The following is a 17041-nucleotide window of genomic DNA, read 5'->3' on the forward strand; positions in this document are numbered from 1 at the left end:
CACCCGCTGTCGCGCTTACATTTTTCCTGGAGGTCTTGTGAACACGACTCATGCCTACGCCGCGCACGACGCCACATCGAAGCTCGCTCCGTTCGAGCTACAGCGCCGCGCGCTGCGCGATCACGACGTGCAGATGGACGTGCTGTTCTGCGGAGTGTGTCACTCCGACCTGCATACAGCGCGCGATGAATGGAAGAACACCGTGTATCCGGCCGTTCCGGGTCACGAGATCGTCGGCTGCGTGACGGCCGTCGGCCCGCAGGTTTCGAACTACAAAGTCGGCGACCTGGTGGGCGTCGGCTGTCTCGTCGATTCGTGCCGCACGTGTCCGAGTTGCAAGGAAGGTCTCGAGCAGTACTGCGAGGTCGGCTTTGTCGGCACGTATAACGGCCAGGATCGCGTGACTGGCGAAAACACGTACGGCGGCTATTCGACGGCCATCGTCGTCGATGAAGCATTTGTGCTGCGCGTGCCGAAGAATCTCGATCCCGCCGGCGTCGCGCCGCTGCTGTGCGCGGGCATCACCACGTATTCGCCGCTGCGCCAGTGGGGCGCGGGCCCGGGCAAGAAGGTCGGCATCGTGGGCCTCGGCGGGCTCGGCCACATGGGCGTGAAGCTCGCGCATGCGATGGGTGCGCACGTCGTGCTGTTCACGACATCGACATCGAAGATCGAAGACGCGAAGCGCCTCGGCGCCGACGAAGTCGTGATCTCGCGGAACCCGGACGAGATGGCGGCGCATGCGAACAGCTTCGACCTGATCGTCAACACCGTGGCCGCGCCGCACGACCTGAACCCGTTCATCAACCTGCTCAGGCGCGACGGCACGATGACGCTGGTCGGCGCACCGGAGCACGATCACCCGTCGCCGCAGGTGTTCAACCTGATCATGAAGCGTCGCCGTCTTGCGGGCTCGCTGATCGGCGGCATCGCGGAAACGCAGGAAATGCTCGACTTCTGCGGCGAGCACGGCATCACGTCCGACATCGAGATGATCCCGATGCAGAAGGTCAACGAGGCGTATGAGCGCATGCTGAAGAGCGACGTGAAATACCGCTTCGTGATCGACATCGATTCGATGCGCAAGTAATCGCGCAACTGAAGCGGCAGTCTTGCGGCTCGATGCAGGCCGCGCGGTTCGATCGCGCGGCCTGCTGCTTTTGGTGGTCATTCGCCTCCGCGATGACACCGTTGTCCCCTTTTCGTTCTAAACGCATGTGATGCACCCGCATCACGTCCCTGTCTTTAGCGCTTCAACGCTGTTTCTCCTGAATCCAGGAGAAACAGGCAAATCGTCCGGAGTCTTGGCCATTCCCTGAAGCACGGCGGGCCCGTACGATATACACACTGCCCGAGCATCCGTATTGCGTCACACGGCTGGTCTTTGGCACGTCCCTAGTCCGTCTTGACCAGGAGATTGCCCGTGATTGATCGTATTCAGGCGATGCGTACTTTTATCCGCATCGTCGATACCAATAGTTTTACCCGCGCGGCCCAGTCGCTCGACATGCCGCGCGCCACTGTCACCACCACTGTCCAGAATCTCGAAGCGCTACTCGGCACACAACTACTCGTGCGTACGACGCGGCGTCTCAGCCTGACCGTCGAAGGCGCGGCGTACTACGAACGTTGCGCGCAGATTCTTGCCGACATCGACGAAATGGAAGCGAGCCTGCATCAGGCAACCGACCGGCTCAGCGGCCGTCTGCGCGTCGAGATGCCGGGCACCGTGGCGACCGCGCTCGTGCTACCCGCGCTCGACGATTTTCATATGCGCTATCCGAACGTCGATCTCACGATCGGCGTGAGCAACCGCGCGGTCGATCTCGTCGGCGAAGCGGTGGATTGCAGCATCCAGCTGGGCGAGCTGCCCGACTCGGGGCTCGCCGCGCGCCGGCTCGGCATGCTCGAACACGTCACCTGCGCGAGCCCGGCGTATCTCGAACGCCATGGCATGCCGGCGAGCCTCGACGAGTTCGACAACCACGTCGCGGTCAATTGCATGTCGGCGCACAACGGCCGCGCGGTGGATTTCGATTTCGAGGTGGGCGGCAAGGCGCTCAACGTGAAGGTCAACGGCTTCGTCAAGGTGACCGACGAGCTGGCGTATCTGACCTGCGGCCTGCGCGGGCTCGGCATGATCCAGCCCGCACGGATCGCCGCGCAGCCGTATCTCGACTCCGGCCAGTTGCGCGAGATACTGCCGCAATGGAAGCCTTCGCCGATGCCGGTTTCGGTCGCGTATGTGAAGAACCGCCAGGTGTCGCCGCGCGTGCGTGCGTTCGTCGACTGGCTCGCCGAGCTGTTCGAACGCACGGAGCACGCAAGCGAGGACATGTCGCGCGTGCGTCAGCTATTGCGTGGCGTGCATCCCGACGAAGTGAGGTGATGAAGAGGACAGACACGGTGGCCGCGCGCATGGCGGCTCACCGAAGGCACGAAACACGGTCGCTGTAACGGAGCGTGTCTGCATCGACGGCCGGACTGCCGCATGCGCGGGCAGTCCGGCGTTTAACCGCGATTACGACTCTTCCGACCACGCGTTGTTTTCACGCGCCATCAACGCCGACGACGCCGCGGGCCCGAACGTTCCCGCGGTGTAGTTGCGCGGCCTGTCGCCCGAGCGCTGCCAGCCCTCGATGATCGGCTCGACCCACGTCCATGCGGCTTCGAGTTCGTCGCGACGCATGAAGTGCGTGAGGCGGCCACGCACCACGTCGATCAGGAGACGCTCATACGCTTCCGCGCGACGCTCGGTGAACGCCTGTTCGAGATCGAGGTTCAGGTTCACCGGCAGCATCTTGAGACCGCTGCCCGGTTCTTTCGCGAGCATCTGCAACTGGATCGACTCAGCCGGCTGCAACTGGATCACGAGACGGTTGCCATAGTTGCGTGGGCCGGCCGGAATGATCGCGAACGGCAGATCGGCAAACTCGATGACGATTTCCGACACCTTCTTCTGCATGCGCTTGCCGGTGCGCAGATAGAACGGCACGTTCGCCCAGCGCCAGTTGTTGATATGCGCGCGCAACGCGACGAAGGTTTCCGCGCGGCTGTCGGCCGGCACGTTGTCTTCCTGCAGATAGCCCTTCACCGGCTCGCCGCCGACCGCGCCCGCGGTGTACTGGCCACGCACCGTGTCGCGTGCGATGTCCTCATCGGTCATGCGGCGCAGCGAGCGCAGCACCTTCAGCTTCTCGTCGCGCACCGCGTCGGGATCGAGCGACACCGGCGGCTCCATCGCGACGATGCACAGCAGTTGCAGCAGGTGGTTCTGCACCATGTCGCGCAGCGCGCCGGTTTCATCGTAGAAGCCCGCGCGGCTGCCCACGCCGACGTCTTCCGCCACCGTGATCTGCACGCTCTTGATGTATGGCGCCTGCCACAGCGGCCCGAAAATCGCGTTGCCGAAGCGCAGCACCATCAGGTTCTGCACCGTTTCCTTGCCGAGGTAATGGTCGATGCGATAGATCTGCGTTTCCGCGAAGTGCTGGCCCACCGAATGGTTGATCGCCCGCGCCGAAGCCAGATCGTGACCCAGCGGCTTTTCCAGCACGACGCGCGAATGTTCGTCGACGAGACCGACCGCGGCGAGGTTGTCGCAGATCGTCGTGAAGAGCGCGGGCGCGGTGGCGAGATAGAACACGCGGCGCACGCCCGCGCGCGACGCTTCGGCGAGACGCGCGTAATCGGCGGCGGAGTCGACGTCGATGCGCACGTATTCGAAGAGCGACAGGAATTTGTCCCATGACGTCGGGTCGAGCGCCTTGTGTTCGACGAACGGCTTCGAATGCTCTTCCATGAACGCGAGATAGTCGTCGCGCGTCCAGTTTTTACGGCCGATCGCCAGAATGCGCGTGTTCGCGGGCAGATTGCAGTGCTGGTGCGCCATGTACAGCGCGGGCAGCAGCTTGCGGGCCGACAGGTCGCCGCCGCCCCCGAAGATGATCATGTCGAGCGGCAATTCGGGCGAGGCCTGGGTGGTCTGGTTCGTCATAGCGCAATGCACCGGTAAGAATGTCGGTCAGAAGCGGAAAAAAGCACGGTGTGCCGGGCGTTTTTTCGCAAACGCCTATGGTGCAACGTTTTGAGATTGTTTGCACGCGCGGCGCGCCCCGGTCGTGGTCGCGGGTCCTCGGTTCGGCACGCTTTGCCGCGCTTTGTCACGATTCGCCCTGGCGCGAACGGAATCGCGGGCGCCTGGCGTGAAAGATTTGTCAGCCGTCGCTTAACGCGGCCCGTGCGACGCGGCAGGCTGCCAGATCCCACGCCGCGCAGCCCACCGTCTTGAACACGACCGGCGTGCCGCTCGCGACCCTCGCGACCGGAGAAGTTCCGGCGGCCAGCACGGATGCAATCGCCGTCACCGCGTTCCAGTCGACGCCGGCCTGGATGTAATCGCCGGCTTCGTGCTTCGCGCCCACGAGGTCATCGACGAAGAGCGCGCTGCCCAGCACCGTACGCGCGCCGATCTCCACCGCATCCGGCGTGAACGCGCCGACGCCGATCACGAGCCGGTCCGCGCGCGGCCCTTCGTCGTAGACCGCTGTCTTGCTGGTGGTCAGCGTGATCACGAGGTCGACGGAATCCGGCACGTGCGCGTCCTGCTGCGGCTGCGCGCGCGGCGCCACGGCACGGTGTGCGTCGCAGAACGCCTGCGCGCGCGCCGCGGAACTGCCGCGCACGCGGATGAGCGCATCCGGAAACAACTCTGCGATCGCCTCCAGATGATTCGCCGACTGCGTGCCCGCGCCGATCAGAAGGACGTCGCGCGGCGCGGCGGGCAGAAACGTCTGGATGCCGAGCATCGTCATCGCGGCGGTGCGGCGGCCGGTGACCGTCGGGCCGTCGAGAATGAAGCGCGTCTCGCCCGTATCGGCGTCGCTTGCCATCACCTGGCCGTGAATGGTCGGCAACCCGCGCGTGCGGTTCGCCGGGCACACGTTCACGAGTTTGTGAATCGCGAGGTCGGGCGCGGTGGCGGGCATCGACAGCATCACGCCCCCCGCGTTCAACGGCACGACGAGCCGCTCGGGGCTCGCGATGCGGCCCTGCGCGTAATCCGCCGCGGCCGCTTTCAGCGCGTCGACCAGCGAAGCGTACGGCGTAAGCCGCGCGGTCTGCGCGGCGTCGAAAATGCGGGTCATCATTTGATTGGGGTCCTTTGCGTCGAGGCATGCGGCGCGCGTTAGCGCACGAGGAAACCGTACGTCAGCGGATCGCGTTCGTCGATGATCCAGTTCGCGAAGCCGCAGATATAGGCTTCGCCGGCAATCTCCGGAATCACGGCGTCGAAGCGGTCGAGTTTCGTTTCCGACAGCACGCGCCCGCGAAAGATCGTGCCGATCACCGATTCGTTGACGAGCGTTTCGTCGCGGCCCAGCTGGCCGCGCAGATACAGTTGCGCGACGCGGCCGGCCGTGCCCGAACCGGTCGGCGAGCGATCCACTTCGCGATCCGCGAACACACAGCAGTTCGCCTGCGTCGAGCCGGCGAAACGCGGTTCGTTGTCAATGATCGTGCCGTAGATGTGATTGATTTCGGGGATGTGCGGATGTTCGACCTTGAACGCCTCGTTCGCCGCGCGCTTCACTTCCGCGCCGAACTGGATCAGCCGCTCGACGTCTGCCTCGCGCACCGCCAGCCCGAACGGCTTGCCGGACGTATAGAAATAAAACGCGCCGCCGAACGCGATATCGCCCGTGACCTCGCCGAACGACGGCGTGCTGACCGTCACGTCGCGCTGCCAGATGAACGACGGCACGTTGACAAAGCGCACGCCGCCCGCATGATCGCCGTCCCATTCGACGAACGCTTCGATAAAGCCGCACGGCGCGTCGATGCCGACGCGCGTCTCCGGCTCCGTGCGCTCGACCCAGCCAAGCGAGACGGCAGCTGTCGCGAGTGCGATCACGCCGTGGCCGCAATGGTCGCTGTAGCCTTCGTTGTGAACGAAGATGATGCCGAAGTCGGCGCCTTCGCTCACCGGCCCGGTCAGATAGCCGCCGTACATGTCGGCGTGGCCGCGCGGTTCGAACATCAGTGCGCGGCGCAGCGGTTCGCCATGTTCCTTCAGCCACGCACGGCGCTCGACGATCGTCGTGCCGGGAATCTTCGGCAGTCCGCTCGTGACGATCCGGAACGGCTCGCCGCCGGTATGGACTTCAACGGTGCTGATCACGCGATTCAACTTCATGATGCAAACGCACTCCTCTTTGCGATCAACGCCTGTGCAGCTGTCATCCTGTTCTCCTCCAGACTGTTTTATCGATGTGCCAATCTGCCCTCAACCCCGCGTGCCGCCCGTCGGGCGGGTCGACTGGATCAGGAACAGCAGATCCCCTGTCTCGATCAGACACGGTGGGTCTTCATAAAACGACCGCACGTGCCCTTCGCGCGCGAGGCCGATCACCAGCGCGCCGGGCACCGTGTTGCTCTGGCATCCCACTTCGTGCGGCTGCGCGAGCCGCTCCACCAGATTCACCCGCCCCCGCGACGACAGCAGGTCGCTCACGAACGGCACGATGTAATTGCTGCCGATGGCGTCGGCCATCAACAGGCCGCCGATCTTCGTCGACGAAATGATGACGTCGGCGCCGGCCTGACGCAATTGCCGCTGAAACGTCTGCTCCTGGATGCGCGCGACGATCTTCGTTTCCGGCGCCACGCTGCGCACGGTCAGCGTCAGCAGGATCGCGGTGGCGTCATCCTGCACCGCGATGATCACGGCTTTCGCGAGACGCGCATGCACCTGCTGCAGCAGGTCCTCGCGCGACGGATCGCCGAGCAGCCCCGCCACGCCAAGCGTGATCGCCGCCTCGAGTGCCTGTTGCTGCGGATCGATCACCACGATCGAATCCGGATCGACGCCGCTTTCAAGCAGCTCGCGCACGGCAACCGACCCGCACAGGCCAAACCCGCACACGACGATGTGATCGCGCAACTGTCTTTGCAGGCGTTTCATGCGGTATTCCTCGATGACGCGTTGAATGACGAACTGGTACGCGGTGCCCAGAAAGATAAACCAGATGATGATGCGAATCGGCACGATAAAGAACGCATCGATGAGCCGCGCGCGGGCGGTCACGGGCACGATGTCGCCGTAGCCCACTGTCGCGACGGTGACCATCGTGAAGTACATCAGATCGACGACGCCGAGCACCTGCTTGGTCGCATCGCGCAGGCCGGTGCGATCGAGATACAGCACGGTGAACGCGAGCACGCAGAGCGCCGCGACGAGGCAAAGCCGCCGCAGGAGCACGCGTTGCGGCGAAGCGGCCGGACGGGTGAAGAGCGTGCGGACGCGCGGCGGCTGCCACGCGAGACGGGCGCGCCGCGACAGACGGAAGCGGGATGGGTTGCGTCGCTTTTCGGGCACGCCGCGCTCCAGAACCAGGGACACTGATTCTACGACGACTGCCGGCCCGAACGGTACACCCGGGGTCGGATCGCTATCCGGGATCACGCGCCGCTCATTGCCGGCGAAGCGTACACCGCCCGAAAACGCGATGAAACCTGAGCGTTATTGATCGCCGGTGTCCTGCTTTTTGCCTTCGTCGAACATCGCCCTGCATCCCGGAGTCAATTCGGACATGTGCTGCTTCATGCAGGCGATGATCTTCTGCCTGCTCGGAATTTCCGCCTTGCAGAAATGAAGGGCGTCGCCGCGACAGGCCTTTGCCTGATGGTCGCCCGACGTGGCGGCGGCCGCGTTCGTGGCGCAGAGCGTGACCAGCATGGACACGCCAGGGCTCAGCAGGATGGAATGCCGGTTCATGTTCTTGTCTCCTGATTCCTGACTCCTGATGACCGCCAGCGGCGGGCGCGCTGCCGTCGTATAATGGTTAACACTTAGGTATTAACCACTAGTTAATCGATCATGTCCACCCAGTCCGTTTCTTCCCGTTCCACGCCTGCTGCCCGTCCTGCCGTTTCGTCGTTCAAGGCGGCGTTCCTGAGTTTTGCGCAGGACATGTGGCATTCGTACATGCGCCACAGCCAGTATCAGATGCTGCTTTCGTCCGGCAATTCGCATCGCACACCGCAGGAAACCGCCCGCCAGGGGCGCCGCGCCAGCCAGCGTTAAGCGGCGCGAGCCGGTTCAATCCGCGGCGCGGGCCGGGCGCCTGAGCGTCAGGCCACGCCCGGCGTAGAACCGCTTCACCGTATCGAACGGCAACCAGGCATCCGCCTGAAACGGCGCCACGCCCGACGGGTTGTGAAACCACACCCCACGCTCGTCCCGTCCGTGCAGCAGGATCAGATGCCCGCCGCGCGTTTCGTTGTGCCGGTCCGGGTAGCGGATTTCCGGGCTGACGGAGACGATCGCCAGCGTGTCGGCGTCGATGCGCGCGGCGATCTCCTCGATCCCGATTCGCGGCAGCACATCGACGTGCAAACCGAAAGCCTCCCCAGCCCACTGCGCAAACGGACGGTATATCAAGCCATCGACACCGCCGTCGTCGCGCATCTTGTACACGTCGTGGCGCAATGCTTCGTCCAGCAACGCCGCGCGGCCCGCGTGCCCGATTCCCCAAAAGTCCAGCGCCGATTCGAGGCAGGTCAGCCCGCATAACCGCTTCGCCCAGAACCGGTAGCGCTCCGGCTCGGTAAAGCCGCTGCGACGCCAGGCGGGGTCGTCGCAGGGATCGGCGGCGTCCTCGACGATCGCGCGCACCCACTCCGGGCTGCCCCATTGCGTGTAATACGGCACGCCAGAATGGCGTAATGCCGTTACTGGTTTTTCACTCATGCGCATGATTCCCGTATTTCGACAGCGGATCACCCGATCTTAACCGCGGCCACGCATCCTTTATGATGCCGGCCCAGATCGCAGCCAGCCGGACGCGCCGCCACAAGCAGCGTGCGCGGCGCTTCACAGCATGCTGCGCGGCCGTTTCATCGTCCCGTCGACAAACCGCTGCAGGCGGAATGCCGCGAGATCGAGCGACGGCCTGCCTTCATCGATCCACTCGGCGAGCAGCTTGCCGGCAATCGGCCCCATCGCGAAACCGTGGCCGCAAAAGCCCGTCGCGATCATCAGGCCGCGCACGTCCGAAGGCGCATCGATGACGGGAATGCCGTCGGGCAGCACGTCGATGAGACCGGCCCATGCCTCGGTGATCTGCGCGTCCTTCAGTGCGGGAAACAGCGCCTTGAGCTTGCGCAGCGCACGCGGCGCATGACTGCGCTCGGGCTGCGGCTGCGGGTCGCGCGGATGCAGCACGCGTTCGGCATCCGGCACGCCGCCGGGCAGACGCTCGCGCAGGTCGCGCAACATCGCGCCGTTCAGATGAAAGCTGAATTTCTCGCGCTGCTTCCACAGTTCCGGCAAGAACCACTTCAGCGCCCGCAGATGACCGAGCGTCATGTCGACGTCGACCTGCATGTCGTCGGCGAGATTGATCATGCCGTTCGCCCGCTGACGGATGCCGAGGCCATGGCCCCAGAACGTCGCCGCCGTCACCTGCGGCAGCGCGTTCGTGCGCATGCAGGTGCCGCGCACCGCCTGCTGCGGCAGTTCGAGACCGAGCGTCTTCAGGAGCCGCCAGCTGCTCGCGCCCGCCGCGCAGATCAGCCGCGACGTGCGAATCGTGCCACGTTCGGTCACGACGCCCGTGATCGCGCCCGCCGCCCGTTCGATCGCCACCACGCTGCATCCTTCGAAAAAACGCGCGCCGCTTTCGATCGCGCGCGCGGCGAACGCCGCCGCGACGCGGCGCGGTTCAGCCTGGCCGTCGGTCGGCGTGTAGAGGCCGCCCAGCACCGCGCCCTGCATGCCGTGTACGTGTGTGTCGATCTGCGCGCGGTTCAGCACGCGCGTATCGAGCCCGTACTGGCGCGCGACGTCGGTCCATTGCTGGAACGACGCCCAGTCGCGCTCGTCGCTCGCGACGTACATGCATCCGCCCTGGCGCCATTCGAGGTCGAAATCGAGTGTGCGTTCGAGCTGTTCCCATAGACGCATGCCGGCCATCATCAGCGGCACTTCGGCGGCTTCGCGCCCCTGCTGGCGCACGAATCCCCACGCGCGCGACGACTGCTGGCCGGCGATCCGGGACTTGTCGAGCACCACCGCCTTCAGGCCGCGCCGCGCGAGGTAATACGCCGCCGCGCAGCCCATGATGCCGGCGCCGGCAATCACGACGTCGGCTTCGGCGGAAAAGGGTTCGTCGGCGCGGGTCAGCCCGGCGTGCAGCGGATAGGTTGTCGTCATCGTGTGAGTCGGGAGAAAAAGGCGTGCGGCGGCATCTTCGCAGGCGCGCCGCCCGGCCGCAACCCTGAATGCGCGCCGGCGTGGCCTTCGTGGCTAGCCCGGTTCTTCCTGCGCCTTTCGAACTCCCGATGCCTTTCGGCGTCAACCAAAGAACCCACTGACATCTTACGTTTATGCGGTTTAGATATTTTCATCGGTAAAATGGCGCCCTTGACCGAGCCGGTGCCAGGGCCCGGCAAGCGCGCGCGGATGACCGGAACGCCTCGCTTTACGCGGTGTCCGGGGATAGCGGATACTCACAGGCCAGCCGCATGACGGTCGGGGCGCGCCCGGGCAGGCAGGCGGACGAACCTGACAGTTCCCTGCCAGCCCGTGCGTCCGCGCTGTCTCCGCACTGTAATCCCGCCGGATTGTCCGGCACCCGTAGCGTCCATCATCCTGTTACGACAACCTACATCGACGGATACGCACGCAGCATGCCCAACGACGCAACCTCCCCCGACTCGATCGCCGTCGCCGAACGTGTGCGCGAACTGATGAGCCGGCACGGCATCGGCAAGCGCCAGCAGACAACCGAACTGTGTCGCATCCTCGATCTGAGTTTTTCGCAGGGGCACCGCAAGCTGCGCGGCAACAGCCCGTGGACGCTCTCGCAGATCAAGAAAGTCGCCGAGGCCTTCGGCGAGCCCGCCGCGCAGCTGTTTGGCGCGCAGTCGCTCGATCCGGGCATGGTCGGCGCGATCGCCCGGGAAGCGGTGTTCTCGATCGGCGCGATCGATCTCGCGTGTACCGCTTGGGTCGGCGCCGCGCTCGAAGCGGGCAGCCGCCCGGAGTTCATCGCGTTTTCGAAGCTCGGCCAATGGCGCGTCGTGCGGCACGACGGCGCGCTCTATCAGAACGCGTTCGAGGTTCACAAGATCGAGATTTACCCGCGGCGCGCGGAAACGGACAAACCGCTGATCGCGGTCGTCGACGACGATCAGGCTTCCGCCGACAACCTGCGCGACTATCTGGAGCGCAGCGGCTTCTGCGCGACGGCGTTTTACGGCCTGAGTGCATTCGCGGATGCGTTGCAGACCCAGGTGTTCGACGGCGTTGTGATCGACTGGCTGTTCGGCACGCAGACATCCGCTGCGGCGATCCACGCGGTGCGTGCATCGGAAAACCCGGATGCGCAGATCTTCGTGCTCACGGGCGAGCTGCTGACGGGCAAGGCCAGCGAATCGGAAATCAGTGACGTGATCCGCAACTTCAACGTCGCCTGTTACGAGAAGCCCGCGCGCATGGCGATTCTCGTCGCCGATCTGTCGAAGCGGCTGAACCGCATCTAGGCGTGGTCCGTATGCGTCACGCCGTGTGACGCGCCGCCAGCGCGCGCTGCACCACGACGCGCAACTCCTCGAAATGCACGGGCTTCGACAGGCAGTCGAAGAACGGCGCGCGCGCATCGGCGGCTGGCGCGTCGGCGCTGACCGCGATCACGGGTGCGTGGCCCGTGGGCACGTCGCGCGCGGCGAACGCTTCGACGAACGCATAGCCATCCTTGCCCGGCATCGACAGATCGAGCAGGATCACGTCGCAGCGGTGCGTGTCGAGCCAGACCAGCGCGGCGTCGACGGTCGCGCAGGAGGCCGCTTCGCACTGCAGGTGCATGATCATTTCGCTCAGCGATTCGCGCACGAGCGGGTTGTCGTCGACGATCAGCACGCGGGCCGGCGCGCCGCCGGCGGGTATGCTGGCTTCGGTATCGGCCGCGGCGGCGGGCGCCACGGAAACGACCGGAATCGTCACGCGAAACGTCGTGCCCTCGCCGACGCGACTCTCGACCTGAATGCTGCCGCCGAACAGGTCGACGAGCCCCTTCACGATCGACAGCCCCATTCCCGCGCCCTCGAAACGTCGCGCGCGTGAAGCATCGAGCTGCGTGAATTCCCTGAAGATCAGCGGAATCTGGTCCTCGTGTACACCCGGCCCGGTGTCGCGGACGAAAATCGACAGCAGCGTCGGCCCCTGCACGAGCTGCAGGCGCACGCCACCCGTCTCCGTATAGCGGATCGCGTTGGTCACGAGGTTGTTCACGATCTGCCGGATGCGATGCGGATCCGACTCGACGAGACCGGTATCGCCGACCGCGTCGCTTTCGAACGCGAGACCTTTCGCGCCTGCCGCGGGTGCATGCTGGTCGGCAATCGAGCTGATCAGCTCGCGCGGATCGAACCGCTCGTGCCGCAACTCGAGCCTGCCCGCGCCGAGGCGCGCGTAGTCGGTCAGATCCTTCATCTGCGCTTCGAGCTGGCGCGCGGCGGTTTCGAGCCGGCGGATCACGTTGCGATCGGCCTCCGAATGCACATTCAAACCGAGCAGCTCGATCGACGACACGATCGCGTGCAGCGGCGTGCGCAACTCATGGCTGATCATGCCGAGAAAAGCGTCTTTCGCGAGACCCGATTCGCGCGCGGCGCGACTCGCCTGATGTTCCGCGGCCAGCGCGGCGCGCTGCTGGCGGATCAGCCGCGTTCGACGATATCCGTTCAGCACGAGCAGCACCGTCGCCGCCGCCGAAAGCAGCAGCAGCATCATCCCCGTTGCAAAAAGCAGACGCCGCTTGGCGAGGAAATCGTGATTCATCGCCTCGCGATCGTAGACGTCCGCGTCACGACGGCTGAGCGCGAGACCGTTGACCTCCTCCCAGTGCGCGCGCAGCGTGCCCACGATGCCGTCGGCGCGGCCCGGATCGTGTTCCAGCGCCTCGATATCCGGATCGAGCAGCGCGAGCAGCGCCGTGATTTTCTGGATCTCGTTCTTCTGGTGCCCGGCCAGCGTGGGCCGCGACGCGAGCATGCGCGTGGAACCGTCCATCACGTGCAGCTTCGACTGCAGCACCTGATAGCTCAGCTGGAGCGCCGCGTAATCGGGGTCCTCGCCGGTCTGGTAAAGCAGCAACTGCGTCTGGAAGCGCGAATACGCGATCTGCAACTGCGCGGCGTCCCAGTAGAAACCGTCATACGTGCCGCTTGTCTGAAGCGTGATCTGCGGATTGAGCAGGTTGACGCAGAGAAAATAGCCGACCGCCGCGACCGGCGGTGCGAGCGCGGCCAGCCAGATCAGGACGAGCAGGAAGCGCCGCCACGAACGCCCCGGCATGGCCATTTCATGCGGCGGTGGCGTTTTCATTTGACGATGATCGACTTGATCTGCCATGCGAATTTCGCGTCGCCGGCCGCGCCGTCGAGCTCCGCCGGGAACGCATCGCGCGGATAGATGAGAAACAGCGGGCCAAAATCGCTGACCTTCAGGCGCTTGCCGTTCATGTCGTACGCGACGATCACGCCATATCGGGCTGCGTCCGCCACGGGAACCGTGCAGACGTAATCATCCAGCGTGTGGATTTCCAGCATCGTGCCGTGTGCGCCGACCTTCGCGAGAACGTCCGACAGCGACGGCCCGGTGAACGTGGATTGCGGCGTCCATGCGGTGGAGGTCGTGATGGAATGCACCGGCAACGCGAGCAGCTGGGCTTCCGAGAAATGAAAGACGGTGTGCGCGGCGTCGTTCGTCTGCGTGATCGCGCCCATGACGTCGAGCGTCAACGGCGCGGCCCACGCGGCGTTCGCAGCCGTAGCCAGTACAAGGAAGGCCCACAGCAGGGCTCTCGGGTAACGCATGGTCAACGATCCTTTTGTTTTTTACGGTTCCGGCCGCGTGCGCCGGCCGTCAACGCTCAGTCGGTCTGCGGCGCCTTCAGGTGCCGCGCCGCGCGCCCTGTCGCGACGACCATCAGTTTCATCGTCGCGCGCGTCGCGCCGACAAACAGTTTGCGCGCGATGCGCTCGTCGAACCGGTCGAAATCGACTTCGGTGAGAATCACGCACGGCGCGGATTGTCCCTTGAAACGGTAGATCGACTCCAGCAGCACGTCGCCTTCGCGATATTCCGGATTGCCGAACAGGTCGTAGCGGCCCGTGAAACTGCGCAGACGGTGCGGGCCGAGTTGATCGAGCGACGTCATCGCCGAGCCTTCACGCCCGCGAAACGACAGCACCGCGATGTCCTGCCTGCGAAAGCCGAGCCCGAGCGCGTGCGTGATCGCGCGCTTGGTCGCGTCGATGCTGCCCTCGGTTGCGTTGGTTTCGTCGTAGGTGGAAAACGAAATGTCCGAGCCGTCGAACGGACTGCCGGCCGTCAGTCCGGCCGCGAGCGGCGTCGTGGTGCCGACGAGCTCACGCACATAATCGAGGATATCGCGCGGGCTGCGGTAGTTCGTGGTTTCCTTCAGCGTCGTCCAGCCGGGCAGCTCGACCGGCGCGCGCATGTACAGGTTCTGCAGCGGGTCTTCGAGCCACCACCAGGCGGCCCCCGGCCGCAGCAGACGTTCGAGCGCCGCGACCCACGGCTGCTGGAAATCCTGCCCTTCATCGACGATCAGCACGTCGAACTGCCAGCGCGCATCGACCGGCGATTGCGCGAACGTGGCTTCGAGCTGTTCGAACACGTTCGGCGCATCGAAGTCCGGCGCGCGGCCCGCGTCGCGTGCGATCCAGTCGCAGAGCTGATGGTAGTTCGCGACCTTCGCCCCGGGCGGCGCCACGCGCGCGATGTGATCCGCGAGCGGCCGGTTGAAGCACACGTATAACGTGCGCCTGCCTTCGGCGAGCGCGTCTTTCATCACCTGCACCGCGAGCTGCGTCTTGCCGGAGCCCGCCGTGCCCGTCACGCGCAAACGGAATGGCGTGAATTCGAGCCGCCGGGCCCACGTCGCAAGACCGCCCGCGAGTCGCGTGACCAGCGTGCCGGCCTGGCCGACGAGCGCGCTCGCGTCGGGCGTCAGCGCGAGTTCGTCGGCGAGAAAGTGGTGGATTTTCGCCGCGCACGCGAGACGCGGCTCATCCGCGGGAAGCGCCTCGCGGATGATCGCGGCGAGGCGATCCTTGCGCGTTGCGTCGACGATACGGGCCGGGGCCACGCCGGCAATCGCGGCATCCTTCACGACGTGGTCGGGGCAATACAGCAGTTCCTCGATGAAAAACGAGTTCGCGCCGAGCGCCGCGGTGAAACGGCGGTGCATGCCTTCGACGGTGCGCGCAAGCGCGATCGCGACGTTGCGCTCGGTCTGCATGTGAACTTTCACGAGCCCCTTGGGCGTCTCGCGCAGAAAGCCGGTTTTCTGCTCGACGATCATCACGCGGCCCGACGGGCTCACGATCACGAAATCCGCTTCGCCGAACACCGAAAAGCCCTGGTTCAGGCGCGTCCAGTGAACGCCGTGATACACGGTGTAATCGTCGGGCAACGCGTGTTCGAGCAACGCGAGCGTTTCGCGCTCGCGCGAAGCGGCACCGGTGGCAGCGAGATTTTTCCAGTCGTCGGGGGCGATGCGGGCCATGCGATGCCTCGTCACGTTGAAGTGGGCATATTGTACGCAGCGATCTGGCTGTAGCCGGTAAAAAACGCCTTCTTCGTGTATCGTTTACGGTTCGACGCCGCGACCATGCGCGGCGCTTTGCTTTCCAGGAGAACCGCCGAATGATCACGATCTGGGGACGCGCCAATTCCGTGAACGTCCAGAAAGTCCTGTGGTGCTGCGATGAGCTGTCGCTGCCCTACGAGCGCATCGATGCCGGCATGCAGTTCGGCCGCAACAACACGCCCGACTATCTGGCGATGAATCCGACCGGCAAGGTCCCGACGCTCGTCGACGGCGATTACGTGCTGTGGGAGTCGAACTCGATTCTGCGCTATCTGACGATGCAGTACGGGCCGCCGTCGCGCATCCTCTATCCCGTCGACCCGAAAATCCGCGCGGGCATCGACCGCTGGCTCGACTGGGCGCTGAGCACCCTGCAACCGGCCGAGCGCCCGGTGTTCTGGTCGCTCGTGCGCACGCCGGCCGCCGCGCGCGACCTCGCCGCGCTCGAACGGGACGTCGAGGCCGTGGGCGTACTCTGGAAACAGCTCGACACGCATCTGGTGGGCCGCTTCTTCCTGGAAACCGACCACTTCACGCTTGCTGACATCGTGCTCGGCGCGTACGCGAAACGCTGGTTCGGCCTGGAAGGCATCGAACGCGGCTCGATGCCGAATCTGGAACGCTGGTATTCGCGGCTCGAAACCCGTCCCGGATTCCAGAAGTACATCGATCTGCCCCTGACGTGACCGGCCCGGCTGCGCGGCATGGCGAAACGGGAATGGGGCCTCGACGGCCCGTTCGATCGAAGTTCGCGATGCCCCGTATAATCGACGCATGAAGAACGCTTCCCCCACGACCGCGCACCACCACCACGCCGACCCTGCGCCCGCCGGCGCGGGTTCGCCGGAGGCCGCGCTCGCACTGGCAGAAGAATATTGCCGCGAACGCGGCGAGAAGCTGACTCCGATCCGCCGCAAGGTGCTGGAACTGCTGCTTGCTTCGGGCCGGGCAACGAAGGCGTATTCGCTGCTCGACGACATGCGCCAGATTCATCCCGGCTCGGCGCCGCCCACGGTGTATCGCGCGCTCGATTTTCTGCTGTCCGCGGGGCTGGTTCACCGGATCGAATCGATCAACGCGTTCACGGTGTGCCATGACCTGACGCAATGTCAACATGGCATCCTGGTCGTCTGCCAGCAGTGCGGCAACGTCACCGAACTGCATCAGCCGAAGCTGCGCCAGGCGCTCGTCGCGCAGATCGAAGACGCGGGCTACAGCCTCGCCAGCGATGAAATCGAGCTGAAAGGTCTGTGCGCTGCCTGCCAGGCGGAAAACGCAGCGAAAAACGCCTTACCTGAAGGCAAACCTGCGAAGAGCGCGGAAGTCGCCCGCGGCTGATAACGCACCTCATCGATCAC

General features: G+C 65.1%; 16 protein-coding genes. 6 read left to right on the top strand and 10 right to left on the bottom strand.

What is annotated here, in order from left to right; translation table 11 throughout:
• The first annotated feature begins 37 nt into the window (after positions 1 to 37).
• The gene (locus BLV45_RS25045; RefSeq protein ID WP_090537708.1) at positions 38 to 1090 is read left to right on the top strand and encodes an NAD(P)-dependent alcohol dehydrogenase; all 1053 of its coding nucleotides are present in this window, start codon (positions 38 to 40) and stop codon (positions 1088 to 1090) included.
• Positions 1091 to 1423: 333 nt separating this feature from the next.
• The gene (locus tag BLV45_RS25050; protein ID WP_090537710.1) at positions 1424 to 2389 is read left to right on the top strand and encodes a LysR family transcriptional regulator; all 966 of its coding nucleotides are present in this window, start codon (positions 1424 to 1426) and stop codon (positions 2387 to 2389) included.
• Between the two features lie 132 nt (positions 2390 to 2521).
• Here the strand turns inward: BLV45_RS25050 and zwf are convergent, their stop codons facing one another.
• The 5 genes from zwf to BLV45_RS25075 all read right to left on the bottom strand — a co-directional run bounded on the left by zwf (position 2522) and on the right by BLV45_RS25075 (position 7777).
• Positions 2522 to 3997: a glucose-6-phosphate dehydrogenase gene (gene zwf / locus BLV45_RS25055; protein WP_090537712.1), complete on the bottom strand. Its 1476-nt coding sequence runs from the start codon at positions 3995 to 3997 to the stop codon at positions 2522 to 2524.
• Positions 3998 to 4217: 220 nt separating this feature from the next.
• A complete protein-coding gene (gene lhpI / locus BLV45_RS25060) occupies positions 4218 to 5150 on the bottom strand; it encodes a bifunctional Delta(1)-pyrroline-2-carboxylate/Delta(1)-piperideine-2-carboxylate reductase (protein WP_090537714.1) in 933 nt (310 codons plus the stop codon).
• A gap of 38 nt (positions 5151 to 5188) precedes the next feature.
• Positions 5189 to 6196 (bottom strand): trans-3-hydroxy-L-proline dehydratase, encoded by a 1008-nt coding sequence (lhpH, locus tag BLV45_RS25065; RefSeq protein ID WP_090537716.1) that lies wholly within the window; start codon positions 6194 to 6196, stop codon positions 5189 to 5191.
• A 90-nt stretch (positions 6197 to 6286) separates the two neighbouring features.
• The gene (locus tag BLV45_RS25070) at positions 6287 to 7378 is read right to left on the bottom strand and encodes a potassium channel family protein (RefSeq protein WP_090537718.1); all 1092 of its coding nucleotides are present in this window, start codon (positions 7376 to 7378) and stop codon (positions 6287 to 6289) included.
• Positions 7379 to 7522: 144 nt separating this feature from the next.
• Entirely contained in the window at positions 7523 to 7777 is a 255-nt protein-coding gene (locus tag BLV45_RS25075; protein ID WP_245753540.1) for a hypothetical protein, read from the bottom strand.
• 102 nt (positions 7778 to 7879) lie between these two features.
• On the opposite strand from BLV45_RS25075, the gene BLV45_RS27320 reads away from it, so the two are divergent.
• The gene (locus tag BLV45_RS27320; RefSeq protein ID WP_143130474.1) at positions 7880 to 8086 is read left to right on the top strand and encodes a hypothetical protein; all 207 of its coding nucleotides are present in this window, start codon (positions 7880 to 7882) and stop codon (positions 8084 to 8086) included.
• A gap of 15 nt (positions 8087 to 8101) precedes the next feature.
• Here BLV45_RS27320 and BLV45_RS25080 read toward each other — a convergent pair whose 3' ends face one another.
• Both BLV45_RS25080 and BLV45_RS25085 read right to left on the bottom strand, forming a co-directional pair.
• On the bottom strand, positions 8102 to 8752 hold the full coding sequence (locus BLV45_RS25080; protein ID WP_090537720.1) for a C39 family peptidase: 651 nt from the start codon (positions 8750 to 8752) through the stop codon (positions 8102 to 8104).
• 123 nt (positions 8753 to 8875) lie between these two features.
• Entirely contained in the window at positions 8876 to 10216 is a 1341-nt protein-coding gene (locus BLV45_RS25085) for an NAD(P)/FAD-dependent oxidoreductase (RefSeq protein ID WP_090537723.1), read from the bottom strand.
• 476 nt (positions 10217 to 10692) lie between these two features.
• On the opposite strand from BLV45_RS25085, the gene BLV45_RS25090 reads away from it, so the two are divergent.
• Positions 10693 to 11547, top strand: coding sequence for a helix-turn-helix domain-containing protein (locus tag BLV45_RS25090; protein WP_090537725.1), 855 nt, complete (start codon positions 10693 to 10695; stop codon positions 11545 to 11547).
• A gap of 16 nt (positions 11548 to 11563) precedes the next feature.
• On the opposite strand, the gene BLV45_RS25095 is transcribed toward BLV45_RS25090, so the two are convergent.
• The 3 genes from BLV45_RS25095 to BLV45_RS25105 are packed head-to-tail and all read right to left on the bottom strand — an operon-like array spanning position 11564 to position 15599.
• The gene (locus BLV45_RS25095) at positions 11564 to 13417 is read right to left on the bottom strand and encodes an ATP-binding response regulator (protein ID WP_090537727.1); all 1854 of its coding nucleotides are present in this window, start codon (positions 13415 to 13417) and stop codon (positions 11564 to 11566) included.
• Positions 13387 to 13881, bottom strand: coding sequence for a molybdopterin-dependent oxidoreductase (locus BLV45_RS25100; protein ID WP_090537729.1), 495 nt, complete (start codon positions 13879 to 13881; stop codon positions 13387 to 13389). The genes BLV45_RS25095 and BLV45_RS25100 overlap by 31 nt, the downstream gene beginning before the upstream one ends.
• A 56-nt stretch (positions 13882 to 13937) precedes the next feature.
• A complete protein-coding gene (locus BLV45_RS25105) occupies positions 13938 to 15599 on the bottom strand; it encodes an ATP-binding domain-containing protein (protein ID WP_090537731.1) in 1662 nt (553 codons plus the stop codon).
• Between the two features lie 140 nt (positions 15600 to 15739).
• Between BLV45_RS25105 and BLV45_RS25110 the strand changes: the two genes are divergently transcribed.
• Complete coding sequence (locus BLV45_RS25110; RefSeq protein ID WP_090537733.1) at positions 15740 to 16369, top strand: glutathione S-transferase family protein; 630 nt, start codon at positions 15740 to 15742, stop codon at positions 16367 to 16369.
• Between the two features lie 88 nt (positions 16370 to 16457).
• The gene (locus BLV45_RS25115) at positions 16458 to 17021 is read left to right on the top strand and encodes a Fur family transcriptional regulator (RefSeq protein WP_245753547.1); all 564 of its coding nucleotides are present in this window, start codon (positions 16458 to 16460) and stop codon (positions 17019 to 17021) included.
• Positions 17022 to 17041: the final 20 nt, after the last annotated feature.

This window comes from Paraburkholderia sartisoli (assembly GCF_900107685.1).
Classification (GTDB): Bacteria; Pseudomonadota; Gammaproteobacteria; order Burkholderiales; family Burkholderiaceae; genus Paraburkholderia; species Paraburkholderia sartisoli.

What these genes read in the sequence shown, in the direction of transcription:
- zwf (WP_090537712.1), bottom strand. Translation starts at nt 3,997, where the DNA reads ATGACGAACCAGACCACCCAGGCCTCGCCCGAATTGCCGCTCGACATG.
- lhpI (WP_090537714.1), bottom strand. Translation starts at nt 5,150, where the DNA reads ATGATGACCCGCATTTTCGACGCCGCGCAGACCGCGCGGCTTACGCCG.
- lhpH (WP_090537716.1), bottom strand. Translation starts at nt 6,196, where the DNA reads ATGAAGTTGAATCGCGTGATCAGCACCGTTGAAGTCCATACCGGCGGC.
- BLV45_RS25075 (WP_245753540.1), bottom strand. Translation starts at nt 7,777, where the DNA reads ATGAACCGGCATTCCATCCTGCTGAGCCCTGGCGTGTCCATGCTGGTC.
- BLV45_RS27320 (WP_143130474.1), top strand. Translation starts at nt 7,880, where the DNA reads ATGTCCACCCAGTCCGTTTCTTCCCGTTCCACGCCTGCTGCCCGTCCT.
- BLV45_RS25080 (WP_090537720.1), bottom strand. Translation starts at nt 8,752, where the DNA reads ATGAGTGAAAAACCAGTAACGGCATTACGCCATTCTGGCGTGCCGTAT.
- BLV45_RS25085 (WP_090537723.1), bottom strand. Translation starts at nt 10,216, where the DNA reads ATGACGACAACCTATCCGCTGCACGCCGGGCTGACCCGCGCCGACGAA.
- BLV45_RS25090 (WP_090537725.1), top strand. Translation starts at nt 10,693, where the DNA reads ATGCCCAACGACGCAACCTCCCCCGACTCGATCGCCGTCGCCGAACGT.
- BLV45_RS25095 (WP_090537727.1), bottom strand. Translation starts at nt 13,417, where the DNA reads ATGGCAGATCAAGTCGATCATCGTCAAATGAAAACGCCACCGCCGCAT.
- BLV45_RS25100 (WP_090537729.1), bottom strand. Translation starts at nt 13,881, where the DNA reads ATGCGTTACCCGAGAGCCCTGCTGTGGGCCTTCCTTGTACTGGCTACG.
- BLV45_RS25105 (WP_090537731.1), bottom strand. Translation starts at nt 15,599, where the DNA reads ATGGCCCGCATCGCCCCCGACGACTGGAAAAATCTCGCTGCCACCGGT.
- BLV45_RS25110 (WP_090537733.1), top strand. Translation starts at nt 15,740, where the DNA reads ATGATCACGATCTGGGGACGCGCCAATTCCGTGAACGTCCAGAAAGTC.
- BLV45_RS25115 (WP_245753547.1), top strand. Translation starts at nt 16,458, where the DNA reads ATGAAGAACGCTTCCCCCACGACCGCGCACCACCACCACGCCGACCCT.